The 11,875-nt window shown below is 65.6% G+C and carries 11 protein-coding genes and 2 tRNA genes; 4 read left to right on the plus strand and 9 right to left on the minus strand.

Features of this window, described 5'->3' with window-relative positions:
- The first annotated feature begins 2 nt into the window (after positions 1-2).
- The 3 genes from miaA (at position 3) to IM543_20695 (ending at position 1,250) form a co-directional block, all read left to right on the plus strand.
- Positions 3-953, plus strand: a complete 951-nt coding sequence (gene miaA, locus IM543_20685) for a tRNA (adenosine(37)-N6)-dimethylallyltransferase MiaA (protein ID QOY93914.1) — start codon at positions 3-5, stop codon at positions 951-953.
- A gap of 82 nt (positions 954-1,035) precedes the next feature.
- Positions 1,036-1,112: transfer RNA gene (locus tag IM543_20690), tRNA-Met, on the plus strand.
- A 61-nt stretch (positions 1,113-1,173) separates the two neighbouring features.
- A tRNA-Met gene (locus tag IM543_20695) sits at positions 1,174-1,250 on the plus strand.
- An 86-nt stretch (positions 1,251-1,336) separates the two neighbouring features.
- On the opposite strand, the gene IM543_20700 is transcribed toward IM543_20695, so the two are convergent.
- From IM543_20700 to IM543_20740, 9 genes are all read right to left on the minus strand, one after another.
- Positions 1,337-2,959 (minus strand): M48 family metalloprotease, encoded by a 1,623-nt coding sequence (locus tag IM543_20700; GenBank protein QOY93915.1) that lies wholly within the window; start codon positions 2,957-2,959, stop codon positions 1,337-1,339.
- 16 nt (positions 2,960-2,975) lie between these two features.
- Positions 2,976-3,347 carry a hypothetical protein gene (locus IM543_20705; protein ID QOY93916.1) on the minus strand — a complete coding sequence of 124 codons (372 nt, stop codon included), beginning with the start codon at positions 3,345-3,347 and terminating at the stop codon, positions 2,976-2,978.
- Between the two features lie 10 nt (positions 3,348-3,357).
- Positions 3,358-4,983, minus strand: a complete 1,626-nt coding sequence (locus IM543_20710) for a CHASE2 domain-containing protein (GenBank protein QOY93917.1) — start codon at positions 4,981-4,983, stop codon at positions 3,358-3,360.
- A gap of 700 nt (positions 4,984-5,683) precedes the next feature.
- The gene (locus tag IM543_20715; protein QOY93918.1) at positions 5,684-5,842 is read right to left on the minus strand and encodes a hypothetical protein; all 159 of its coding nucleotides are present in this window, start codon (positions 5,840-5,842) and stop codon (positions 5,684-5,686) included.
- A gap of 94 nt (positions 5,843-5,936) precedes the next feature.
- Positions 5,937-6,251 (minus strand): DUF2007 domain-containing protein, encoded by a 315-nt coding sequence (locus IM543_20720; GenBank protein ID QOY93919.1) that lies wholly within the window; start codon positions 6,249-6,251, stop codon positions 5,937-5,939.
- A 33-nt stretch (positions 6,252-6,284) separates the two neighbouring features.
- Positions 6,285-7,553: a DUF445 family protein gene (locus IM543_20725; protein ID QOY93920.1), complete on the minus strand. Its 1,269-nt coding sequence runs from the start codon at positions 7,551-7,553 to the stop codon at positions 6,285-6,287.
- Between the two features lie 45 nt (positions 7,554-7,598).
- A complete protein-coding gene (locus IM543_20730; protein QOY93921.1) occupies positions 7,599-8,750 on the minus strand; it encodes a CoA transferase in 1,152 nt (383 codons plus the stop codon).
- A gap of 22 nt (positions 8,751-8,772) precedes the next feature.
- Positions 8,773-9,894: an acyl-CoA dehydrogenase family protein gene (locus IM543_20735; protein ID QOY96786.1), complete on the minus strand. Its 1,122-nt coding sequence runs from the start codon at positions 9,892-9,894 to the stop codon at positions 8,773-8,775.
- Positions 9,895-9,925: 31 nt separating this feature from the next.
- Positions 9,926-11,122, minus strand: coding sequence for a lipid-transfer protein (locus IM543_20740; GenBank protein ID QOY93922.1), 1,197 nt, complete (start codon positions 11,120-11,122; stop codon positions 9,926-9,928).
- Between the two features lie 97 nt (positions 11,123-11,219).
- Between IM543_20740 and IM543_20745 the strand changes: the two genes are divergently transcribed.
- On the plus strand, positions 11,220-11,867 hold the full coding sequence (locus IM543_20745; protein ID QOY93923.1) for a TetR/AcrR family transcriptional regulator: 648 nt from the start codon (positions 11,220-11,222) through the stop codon (positions 11,865-11,867).
- Positions 11,868-11,875: the final 8 nt, after the last annotated feature.

Genomic DNA, 11,875 nt, shown 5'->3' on the forward strand with positions numbered 1-11,875 from the left:
CCATGAGCCAGAAAAAACCGATGGCCGTGGCCATCATGGGCCCGACCGCGTCCGGCAAGACCGCCGCGGCGCTGGCGATCGCCAAGACCCGTCCGGTCGAAATCATCTCGGTCGATTCGGCCCTGGTCTACCGTGAGATGGACATCGGCACCGCCAAGCCGACGCCGGAGGAACTGGCGAGCGCGCCGCACCACCTGATCGACATCATCGACCCGTTGGAAGCCTATTCGGTGATGCAGTTCCGCGAGGATGCGATCCGCCTGGTGGGCGAGATCAGCGCGCGCGGCGCGCTGCCGCTGCTGGTGGGCGGCACCATGATGTACTTCAAGGGCCTGACCGACAGCCTGGACGAGCTGCCGACTGCCGATGCGGCCGTACGCGCCGACATCGAGACCGAGGCCGCGCAGATCGGCTGGCCCGCGATGCACGCAAAACTGCGCGCGCTGGACCCGGTCACCGCCGAGCGCCTCAAGCCCAACGACGCGCAGCGCATCAACCGCGCACTGGAGATCATCGCCCTCACCGGCAAGCCGATGTCCGAGCTGCTGGGCAAGCGCGCGAAGCCCGAGCTGCCCTTCGAGCTGGTCTCGTTCGGCCTGGAACCCTCGGACCGCGCCGTGCTGCACCGGCGGATCGCGCTGCGTTTCGACGCGATGCTGGGCGAACGCGACGACGAGGGCCTGGTGGCGGAAGTGGCGCGCCTGCGCGCGCGCGGCGACCTGAGCCCGCATTTACCCTCGATGCGCTGCGTCGGCTACCGCCAGGCCTGGGACTACCTGGACGGCAAGATCGACCGCGCCGGGCTGCGCGAGTTGGGCATCATCGCCACCCGCCAGCTGGCCAAGCGCCAGATCACCTGGCTGCGCGCGATGCCGGAGCGGATCGTGATAGACTGCCTTGGTACGGACCCGACCGGGGAGCTGATGCACGAGCTGTCCCAGTTGGAAAAATGACATTGGCGCGAGATTTTTGTGCCAGGGGCGCCAGTGCAGCCTTGACAGGCGGCGCGCCGCCCTTGATAATGCCTGCCGTTGCGGTGATATAGCTCAGCTGGTTAGAGCACAGCACTCATAATGCTGGGGTCGGTGGTTCAAGTCCACCTATCACCACCACAGAATTCCAAGCGGATGGCTTGACTCCCAAGGGTCAAGCCATTTTGCTTTACAAAGTTTCGGTGATATAGCTCAGCTGGTTAGAGCACAGCACTCATAATGCTGGGGTCGGTGGTTCAAGTCCACCTATCACCACCAAGCTCCTGAAAAGCCGTTGGTTCCGCAAGGATCAACGGCTTTTTCATTGGCGCGCCGCACAGCTACGGCGCTGCCGACGACTCCTGCTATTTCTTCTTCAACCACTTGTCGACAAGGTTCTCCGCCTTGGCCTCGGCCTTGCGGTCGGATTCAGCCTGCTCAGCCGGGCTGACTGCCGCAGCGGCGCAGCGCGCCGCTGCGCGCCGGAACTGCTTGCTACAGTCCGCTGCGCGTCGCTTCGCCTCGTCCCAGCCCTGCGTTTCACCGTAGAAGCGGATCGTATCCGGCCAGGCATCCTCGGCTTTGCCGAAATACGTTAGGCCCGATTCCAGGATTCTGTGCGCCGCCGGCGCGCCCGAGGATGCCTTGATGCCTGTTGCGCGCACGGTATAGAGCTTCCAGGCGCGATCATGCTCGGAGCGGAAATTCGCTTCCAGGATCTGGCCCGGATCGCCCGCCCGCCGGGGCTGCGCCCAAGGCTGCTGCCCGAGCACGGTATACAGCGCGAACAGTGGCACCGCGTGCGTCGCCGTCGGTTCGCTCGCTGCGCGTTTGGCGGCAGCCAGCGAAGCCGGATCGCCGGGTGCGCCCAGCGCGCGGAAGGCCAGCTCGTAGTTGGCCAGGATCGCGGCTGTGCGCTTGTCCTTGCGCGCAGCCGACAGCGGCGCGACGATCGGATCGGCATCGGCTTGCGCCGCCGGGGTCGCTTCCACGGCCCGCGCGAGCGTATCGATTCGCTGCGTGATGTCAGGATGGTCGCTGCGCATTTTTCCCACTGCCTGTTCGAGATGGAAGCCCCACCCCTGCAAGGTGGCGCCGATCGCGCCCTGTATTTCGCCAGTCGCCTGGGCCACGCGCAGTTGGGCGGCATAGGGCGCCTTGTCGCCTGCGGCCGACTTCCGGGCCTTGGCGATCGCATCAGCACGTATAGCTGCGAGCAGTTTTTCCTGGCGGCTCACCTCGCGTTCGCGGTTCCCTTCTTCCCAGCTAGCGATACGCTCGAGGAAGGCTTTCAGGCCGTGCTCGTAGGAATAACGCATCTTGAGGGAGACATTCAGGCCGAAACTGTCGGCCGCGCTTTCCTGCGAGCGACTATAGACGGTCGTCGCCAGGCCCTTGCCGAGCGAATAGGCTGCCATCAGACTGTCGAGCTGGTTCCAGCCGGCGATCTGGCTGGTCTTCTTCGCCAGCGCGACGCCGAGACCGATGGCCCCAGCCGCCATGTCCGCCCCCTCGATGGCGCCTTCGAGCTGGTGGTAGTGCAGATAGATGTGACCGAACTCATGGCTCAGCAAGGCCACCAGCTCGTCCTCGCTCTCGACCGAAGTCAGCCATGGAAGCGATACGTAGATGTTGCCGGCAGCAGTGGCATACGCCTCCATTGCTTCGTTCGCCACGATTTGTACCCCGCCAGGCCATGTCGGCACGCCCGCCTGCGTTTTAATCCGTGAATACAGGCCGTTCAGGTAGCGCTGCAACTCGGGCGCATGGACCAGGCCGAACCCGCGTGCACGCTGGTTCAGCACGTCTTGGGCCGGATCGGGCCAGGTGCGCGGCTGTGGCGGCGCCAGGGGTGCGAGCGGATCCATCACCGTGCTTGCAGCCGCCCCGGTGAAGGGCAGCGCCGGCATGTTGCCCGGTACCGTGGCGCAGCCTGTCAGCAGGCCGGATCCCAGCGCCGCGGCCAGCCAAAGACGACCGATTCCCATGGACTGCCTGGTTCGATCAGCGAGGTTTGTCGCAGGCATTGTCGCTCGCTCCCGGTGTCGATGCGGTTTGACCTCGTGCCGCAAGCGCTGCCAGCGCGCCGCAATTGGCAGTGCTGGTACGGCGAACCCGCACCTTGGCACTGCGCACCCAGTAAGGCTGGCCGCCAATGTCGACCTTCAGGAACCCAGCCTGCCGTTCCTGTACCGACAGCGGCAAGCCTGCCTCTGCGACCTTGATCTGGCGCGGCTGTTGGGACGCATCGGGAGCCGGATAAAGATCGAGGGTGGTGCTGCTTTCCGGACTGGGGGCGACGACTGCCTGCTGTGCCAGGGCATGGCTGGCGGACAGGGTGATCCAGGCCAGCAGCGTGAGCTTGACGACGTTCATGCACATCCTTTCAAAGATTGGGTTGTGGTCGGGCAGGTTCGGCTTCGGCTTCGGCTTCGGCTTCGGCTTCGGCTTCGGCTTCGGCTTCGGCTTCGGCTTCGGCTTCGGCTTCGGATGCAGGCTCCTCCTTGCCCAGGAAATACCAGCGCAGCCGGGCAAGATAGTCGATCGCTTCCGCAAACAAGGTCATGCCAATCAGCTCGACGACCGGGAGCATGCCGACCCGAAACATCTTTTGCAGGAGGGCGATCAGCAGCGCGGCGATGACGAACTGCAGGGTCAGGCGCAATGCCCAGGCCAGCGCACCCAGCAGCGCCAGGCCGGTGCGCCCATGTCGCGTCGTCTCATCGGTCCAGGTGTGCAGCCGGGACAAGCCCGGCCAGCGCGGCGCGGGCTTGTCCCAGCCGCTCCAGGCCTTGAGTCCTCCTCCCCCCCACGAGAACAGCCAGCGTACGACTAGTACTACCAGCACCGTCAACAGGCCCGGCCGCACCAGCGTGGCGAAGCCTTCGGCATTCCATTCATGGTTGAGCTTGTAGCCCCCGCCATAGGTCAGCAGATTATCGAGCGCCATCGCATGGTAGTGCACGCCCGGCACCAGCCCCTGCACGGGCGACCGGGCAAAATCGTTGTGGCCTGGGATATTTGCACCTACCATGACAAAACGCCCCGCCAAGGCGGCAGCAAGCCCGGCTTCGGGCAAGGCACCGACCTGTTCCATCGACAAGGTGCGGTGGTAGGGGCACAGCGGCGGCGGATCCTGGAACTGCAGGAACAGGCCCGGGGTCAGGTTGCGCGCCACGGAGCGGGCTGGCACGCAGCCCCGGTCGCGCTCCGCCAGCGCTGCCCCGGGCGCCGCTGTTGCGCCCCAAACGAGTGCCATGGGCACCGTCTCCTCGCCAAGCGCGATCCTTCCGACATCCTGGGCCATCGCCATCGCCGCGCTGCGGTAGGCCGGCTGCGCCGGCGCTGCGGGCGGACCCGACGTCCAGCCCGCCGCTCCCAGGTGTGTGGTCAGCGGATAAGTCCAGGCATAGCCGTCGAGGGGGTCGGGCGTGTAGTCCACCCCGACCAAGGTAAAGCACGAACCGAGGCCTTCGCGCGTACTCAGTTTGCCGGTGACCGCATCCGGCAGCGCTGCCAGGAACACCGGGATGTGCAAGGTATCGCGCAGCGTGCACAAGGTGTCCTTCAGGGCCGGCAGCGTCGCGTCGTCACGCTTCTGGCTAAAGGTAATGTCGAGGAATATCGCCTTGGGGCGTGCATTCGGCTGGCCTGCCAGGCGCATCAGCCAGTCCGCATGATCCTGGTAACTGATCGGCCAGGCGCTTTCATAGGCGCGCAGGAACTGTTCGTCGTAGAGCACGACGGCGATCTGGTCGCGCGCGCGGACGGGATAGCCGATCTGCGCCGTCACTGCGGCTTGACCGGCCCCCATGAAGCGCGTCAGTACCATGCCGCTGGCGTTCAGCTTATCGCCCAAGTACAGCATGCCGAATGAGATCAATACCAGGATGCAGAAAGCCCATGTAAAGGTCAGCAAGGGGTGGCACAGGGGCTGCCGCCTCTCGTCGCTAAGCCGGAGCGCGTCGGCCAATGCGGTCCGCAGGACGGAAAAACGGGGTCGGTCGGCCATGCGGTGTTATGTTATCAAAAAATATTATATAAACCACAAGCTTACATCTGCAATTGCAAAATAAGAAGCTTTTTATAGACAAGTAAATCCGGGCATTGTCACGGCTAGCGGCTCGGAGCACGGCATGGACTGTATTCGACGAGACCGGCCCTGAACCCACAGGATTTAGGAACAGAAACGCTGGGACCAGGCGATTTAACTGGCGCCAAAAGCTCGATTTGGTAATCAAGCAAACGGATAAACACATCTGTACCGGGGCCATCGAGCTTGATTATGCTGCCGGCATGGATACATGCAGACGCCGGCCCAGGATGGCTCGGCAGGGAGCGTCTCGAATTCTGCCTCGTGGTTCGTGGGTCTGCTCGCGGCCAAGCTCGGCCTTCGGCTCAGCTTAGCAGATCGCCATGGCCGAAAAATCGCAGATTGTCACGAAAGACCGGAACGCGGACGACTGAGCCAGGCCTGCTGTCGGGCCAAGAGCGGACGCACTAAGTGAGTGAATAATAGGCATAGCAGAGCCAGCACGAGCTTTTAATAATAGCGCCTCGTCGCGCCATGATCGAGTCGGACCGCAGGGTCATGGATTTTCCGCTTTGTAGCTGTAACGATAAAACCGAGTTTCTTTGGGTAGGATAAGCGCTCCCCATACGAAACGGCCCGGTTCTCGCGAACCGGGCCGTCTTTTCATCCAAACCCGACCTCAGTGCTTCTTGCCGCCACCCGAGATCTTGTTCTCGGTGGCCCAGGCGCGCCGCTCGGCTTCCTTCTCCGGCACGCCCTTCTTCTCGTAGCCTTCCTCGATGTGCTTGGCCTGGCGTTTCTGCTTGTCCGTGTAGGACGATTTATCACCTTGAGGCATGATGATGCTCCTTTCGACGGTGGGATGGTCCACGGTCTCAGGCTACGCTTGCACTCGCCGTTGAAAAGTTCGCTATCTCACGCAAGGGGGCGGTCTACTCATCCGTAAACGACTCGTCCAGCGCATAGTCGCCACGCGCCAGGCCCGCCAGCACGGCGCCGGCCTGCTGCAGGTAGTCGGAAGGCACCAGGATGCGCACCCCGCCCAGCGCCGGCGCCAGCAGCAGGTCGGTCTGCATCAGGTGGGCATCCGCCAGCACCGCCGGGATGCCGGACGCCACCAGGCAGCCCTGGGCCAGCGTCGCCTCCATCGGGATCAGGTACTTGGCGACAACGAACAGGTCCCGCCCCGGAATCTGCACGACGTCCGGGTTCGCCGCCAGCCACGCATTCAGTGCGAGTTGTTCCATGTGCCTCTCCTCGTTGATCAGGCTATCTTACCCTCACTGCAATAAATACGGCACTTGCGACAGCAAGTACAGCGTGACGCCGATCAGGCCGCCGACGATGGTGCCGTTGATGCGGATGTACTGCAGGTCCTTGCCGATATTGAGTTCGATCTGCTCCGACATCTCGCGGTCGTCCCACTGCTTGACGGTGTCGGCGATGTGGCGCGTGAGGAAACCCGCGAACTCGGGCGCGACGCCGCGCGCGGCCGATTCCAGGCTCTCGCCCAGCGAGGCGCGCAGCTGCGGGTCGTCGGCCAGCACCTTGCCGACCCAGGCGCCGGTGGCCACAAGGCGCCGGCGCAGGCCCGAGTCCTCGCTGTGCAGGTCCTGCTTGACCCAGGTTTTCAGTTCGCCCCACAGGGTGGCCAGGTAGCCGTTGAGGGTCTCGTCGCCCAGCAGGTAGGCCTTGATTTCGTCGGCACGGGCGGCAAACGCGGGGTCGCGCTTGAGGCGCTCGACGAAGTCCTGGGTAAAACTGTCGAAGCGCCCGCGCAGCGGGTGCGTAGGGTCGGCCGCCACCTTGTTCAGGATGCCGGCAGCCAGCCGCACCGCCAGGCCGGCGCCCTTGCGGCCGATGAGTTCCGACGGCAGCATGGTTTCGATGAAGGCGTAGTCTTCCTTGAGCCAGTCGACGATGCCCTGGGCGATGGTGGCCTGGGTGTCGGCGTTGTCGAGCAGGTGGGCCAATTGGGTGATGCCTTCGTTGAGCAGTTCCTGGTGGCGCCCGTCGCGGGTCAGGCTTTCCAGGATGGTGCCGGCCGACTTCGACAGGTCGACGCTGTTCACCATGGCGTGCACGGCGCGCCGGATGAAACCCTGCACCGCGCTGTCCTCGATGAAGTCGAGCATCCAGATGCCGACCCGCACCAGGTGCTGTCCCAGCAGCTCGGTGTTGGCCGGCTTGACCAGCCACTCGGCCACCTTCTGCACCGGGTCGTGGCGCTGGATCAGGCCGACGATGGAGTCGGTGTCGAGGAATTTCTCGTGGACGAAGCGCGCCAGGTTGTCGGCGATGCGCTCCTTGTTCTTGGGGATGATCTCGGTATGGCGCGAGACGATCGGGATCGGCACGCGCCTGAACAGGGCCACCACCGCGAACCAGTCGGCCAGCGCGCCCACCATGGCGGCTTCGGAGAAGGCGCGCAGCAGCCCGGTCCACCAGTTCTGCGGCAGGAACAGGGTCAGCACGAACAGCGAGGCCGCGCCCGCGAAAAATGCGAGCGCGAGCATTTTCGATTGCCGCAGTTCGGCTTCTTTGGTCATAGGCTCCCGGCATGGTGGGACGGGCGGTTCGCCCGCCCGACCATGCTAAATGACTTCGCCGTTTCTCAGCGCTTCGATTGACTGCCGGGTAAAACCCCAGTCGGCCAGGATCGCGTCGTTGTCGGCACCGGGGCTGGAAGGGGCATGCGGCATGGGCGGGGCCGTGCGGCTGAAACGGGGCGCCGGCGCCGGCTGGGTGACGCCGTCGATGTCGACAAACGTACCGCGCGCCGCGTTGTGCGGGTGGCGCGGCGCTTCTTCCAGGTCGAGGACCGGCGCGAAGCACACTTCGGTGCCTTCGAGCAGGCGGCACCACGCATCGCGCGTCCTGGTGGCGAACAGCGCCGCCAGGCGTGTCTTCAGTTCGGGCCAATGCGCTTTGCTCCAGCGTTTCGTGAACACCGGATCGTGCTGGCCGGTGAGCGTGAGCAGGGTGGCGAAGAACTGCGGCTCGATCGCGCCGATCGAAATGAATTTGCCGTCCAGGCAGGCATAGGTGTCGTAGAACGGGGCGCCGCCGTCGAGCAGGTTGCCTTCGCGCTGGGCGCTCCAGCTGCCTGTCCCGCGCAGGCCGTACATCATGGCGCCGAGCAGGGCGGCGCCGTCGGTCATGGCGCTATCGACCACCTGGCCCCGGCCCGACTTGCGCGCTTCCAGCACCGCGCAGACCACGCCGAAGGCCAGCATCATGCCGCCGCCGCCGAAGTCGCCGACCAGGTTGAGCGGCGGCGGCGGCGGGCTGTCGCTGCGCCCCATCGCGTACAGCATGCCCGACAGCGCCACATAATTGATGTCGTGGCCGGCCGCCTGCGCCAGCGGTCCGGTCTGGCCCCAGCCGGTGACGCGGCCGAACACCAGCCTGGGGTTGCGCTCCAGGCAGGCATCCGGGCCCAGGCCGAGGCGTTCCATCACGCCCGGGCGGAAGCCTTCGAGCAGCACGTCGGCCCCTTCGATCAGCTGCAGTGCGGCGGAGCGTCCGGCCGGCTTCTTGAGGTCGAGCGCCAGCGAGCGGCGCCCGCGCGCCATCACGTCGTGGCGCGTGCCGAGCACCGGGTAGGGATTGTCTTCCCCGGGCTGCGGCTTGCGCTCGATGCGGATCACCTCCGCCCCCATGTCCGCCAGCATCATCGCGGCAAACGGACACGGGCCGATGCCCACCATTTCGATGACCCGCAGTCCTGCCAATGGTCCTGCCATGCGAGAATCTCCTTTCCGAAGCTCAGAGCGAACGGGCAATGATCTCTTTCATGATTTCGTTGGCGCCGCCGTAGATGCGCTGCACCCGGGCGTCGACGTACATCTGGGCGATCGGGTATTCCAGCATGTAGCCGTAGCCGCCGAACAGCTGCAGGCACTGGTCCACCACCTTGCACTGCAGGTCCGAGATCCAGTACTTGGCCATCGAGGCGCGCACGGTGTCCATGCGGCCGGCGAGCATGTCCTCGATGCAGCGGTCGATGAAGATGCGCGCCACCGTCGCCTCGGTCTTGATCTCGGCCAGCACGAAGCGGGTGTTCTGCATCTCGATGAGGGCCTGGCCGAAGGCCTTGCGCGCGCGCGTGTGCTCGACCGTAAGGGCAAGCGCGCGTTCGATCGCGGCCACGCCGCACACGCCCAGGATGGTGCGCTCGTAGGGCAGCTCGGTCATGAGCTGGGCGAAGCCCCTGCCCTCCTCGCCGCCCAGCACGTTGTGCAGCGGGACGTGGGCCTCGTCGAAGAACAGCTCGCAGGTGTCCTGGCCCTTCTGCCCGACCTTGTCCAGGATGCGGCCGACGCGAAAGCCCGGATTGTCCCGGGTTTCGAGCAGCAGCAGGGACACGCCTTTCGCGCCGGCGCCCGGGTCGGTCTTGGCCACCACCAGGACCAGGTCGGCCAGGTAGCCGTTCGAGATAAAGGTCTTGGAGCCGTTGACACGGTAGCCGTCCGCGCCGCGCACGGCCGTGGTCCGGATGCCTTTCAGGTCCGAGCCGGCGCCCGGCTCGCTCATGGCGATCGCCGCGATCATCTCGCCGCTGGCCAGCCGCGGCAGGTATCTGCGCTTCTGCTCCTCGGTGCCCTGGTTCAGCAGGTAGTGGGCGACGATGGCGTGGACGTGGATGCCGAAGGACGTGTCGCCGCCATAGGAAAGCTCCTCGAACACCACCGCCATGTGGGCGAAGCTGCCGCCGGCGCCGCCGTATTCCTCGGGGACGTCGGCCAGCAGCAGGCCCATCTCGCCGGCCTTGCGCCACAGATCGCGGTCGACGTGCTGCTGCGCGCGCCACCGGTCCTGGTGCGGGGTGATCTCCCCCTGCACGAAGCGGCGCACGGCGTCGCGAAAAGCGTGCAGCTCTTCGTTCATCCATGGAGAGGTGTTGTCCATGCCGGCCCCGTCAGCCATTGCGGTACATGGTGACCACGCAGGCGCCGCCCAGGCCCAGGTTGTGCTGCAGCGCCACGCGCGCGCCCTCGACCTGGCGCGCCTCTGCGCTGCCGCGCAGCTGGTGGGTCAGTTCGTAGCACTGGGCCAGGCCGGTCGCCCCCAGCGGGTGGCCTTTCGAGAGCAGGCCGCCGGACGGGTTGGTGACCACCCGCCCGCCATAGGTATTGTCGCCCTCGCGGATGAACTTGTCGGCGCCGCCCTCCGGGCACAGGCCCAGGGCTTCGTAGGTGATCAGTTCGTTGTGCGCGAAGCAGTCGTGCAGCTCGACCACGTCGAGGTCTTCCGGGCCCAGGCCGGACTGCTCGTACACCTTGTGGGCGGCGGCGCGGCTCATGTCGTAGCCCACCAGGCGCATCATGTCGCCGGCGTCGAAGGTGTTCGGACGGTCGGTGGTCATGGCCTGGGCGGCGATGTGGACGTCGCGGCGCAGGCCGTGGCGCCGGGCGAAGTCTTCCGACACCAGCAGCGCTGCCGCCGCGCCGCAGGTCGGCGGGCAGGCCATCAGGCGCGTCATCACGCCGGGCCAGATCGCCGGGGCATCGAGCACGTCCTGGGCGCTGACTTCCTTGCGAAACAGCGCCAGCGGATTGTTCACGGCGTGGCGGCTGGCCTTGGCGCGGATGCGGGCAAAGGCCTCCAGCGGGGTGCCGTATTTGTCCATGTGCGCCAGGCCGGCGCCGCCGAAGTAGCGTAGCGCCAGCGGAATCTCGGGCTTGCCGACCAGGCGGTCGGTGACTTCGTCGAAGGCGTCGAACGGGGTCGGACGGTCGGTGAAGACCGAACCGAGCGCGCCGGGACTCATCTGCTCGAAGCCGAGCACCAGCACGCACTCGGCGGCGCCGCTGGCGATCGCCTGGCGGCCCAGGAACAGCGCGGTCGAGCCGGTCGAGCAGTTGTTGTTGACGTTGACGATCGGGATGCCGCTCATGCCGACCGCGTACAGGGCTTTCTGGCCGCTGGTAGAGTCGCCATAGACGTAGCCGGCATAGGCCTGCTCCACCAGCGCGTAGTCCAGCGCTGCGCCGTCGCGGCCTGCATCCTGCAGCGCCGCGCGCGCCGCCTGGGCACCCATGACGTGATAAGGGCTGCTCGCGCCCGGCTTGGCGAAGGGGATCATTCCGACGCCGCTGACATATACCTTCTTCATTCCGCCTCCGGGATTCTCGATTAGGTCGTGCGACCTACTATTGGTCGATTATAGGTCAGTCGTACTATTTTTTGTATGCCTCTGCGATAATCGGCCCATGGCCCTCATTTCCGACAATTCCGCCGACAACGTCCTGCGCAACAAGGTCTCGACGACCACCGAGAAGGGACGCGGACGCGCCCACGACATCCTGCAGGTGGCGCGCCACCTGCTGGCGGCCGAGGGCTACGCCGGCCTGTCGATGCGGCGGGTGGCGCAAGGCGCCGGCATGAGCCTGTCGAACCTGCAACACTACTACGGCAGCAAGGAGCGCTTGCTCGAAGCGCTGCTGCTCACCACCATGGAAGCGTTCCAGGCCAAGATGGACCGCATCGCGGTGGCGATGGCGGGCCGTCCGCAGATGGAGCGCTTCCTCACCACCGTCGACATGTTCCTCGACGAGATCACCGAGCCCACCATGCACGCGATCTTCTTCGAGATCTGGGCGCTGGCCTCGCGCCACCCCTTCGCCTCGGATCTGATGGGCAGGATGATCGGTCGCGAGCGCAAGGCCATCCATGGACTGATCCGCGGCCTGAATCCGGACTTCGACGAGGACAAGACCATGGAGCGCGCGGTGCTGGTGGTGGCGCAGATCCAGGGCCTGATGCTGTTCCGCCTGGACCGTCATGCGCGCCCGGCGCAGTTCGAGGAAGTGCGCGCATCGCTGCGCAAGGTACTGGTAGCGCTCGCGACTGTGCCGTGATTTGCCGG

This window comes from Massilia sp. UMI-21, assembly GCA_015277795.1.
Taxonomy (GTDB): domain Bacteria; phylum Pseudomonadota; class Gammaproteobacteria; order Burkholderiales; family Burkholderiaceae_D; genus Telluria.

Coding starts and splice junctions, on each gene's coding strand:
- miaA (QOY93914.1), top strand. CDS start 3: ATGAGCCAGAAAAAACCGATGGCCGTGGCCATCATGGGCCCGACCGCG.
- IM543_20700 (QOY93915.1), bottom strand. CDS start 2,959: ATGGGAATCGGTCGTCTTTGGCTGGCCGCGGCGCTGGGATCCGGCCTG.
- IM543_20705 (QOY93916.1), bottom strand. CDS start 3,347: ATGAACGTCGTCAAGCTCACGCTGCTGGCCTGGATCACCCTGTCCGCC.
- IM543_20710 (QOY93917.1), bottom strand. CDS start 4,983: ATGGCCGACCGACCCCGTTTTTCCGTCCTGCGGACCGCATTGGCCGAC.
- IM543_20715 (QOY93918.1), bottom strand. CDS start 5,842: ATGCCTCAAGGTGATAAATCGTCCTACACGGACAAGCAGAAACGCCAG.
- IM543_20720 (QOY93919.1), bottom strand. CDS start 6,251: ATGGAACAACTCGCACTGAATGCGTGGCTGGCGGCGAACCCGGACGTC.
- IM543_20725 (QOY93920.1), bottom strand. CDS start 7,553: ATGACCAAAGAAGCCGAACTGCGGCAATCGAAAATGCTCGCGCTCGCA.
- IM543_20730 (QOY93921.1), bottom strand. CDS start 8,750: ATGGCAGGACCATTGGCAGGACTGCGGGTCATCGAAATGGTGGGCATC.
- IM543_20735 (QOY96786.1), bottom strand. CDS start 9,894: ATGAACGAAGAGCTGCACGCTTTTCGCGACGCCGTGCGCCGCTTCGTG.
- IM543_20740 (QOY93922.1), bottom strand. CDS start 11,122: ATGAAGAAGGTATATGTCAGCGGCGTCGGAATGATCCCCTTCGCCAAG.
- IM543_20745 (QOY93923.1), top strand. CDS start 11,220: ATGGCCCTCATTTCCGACAATTCCGCCGACAACGTCCTGCGCAACAAG.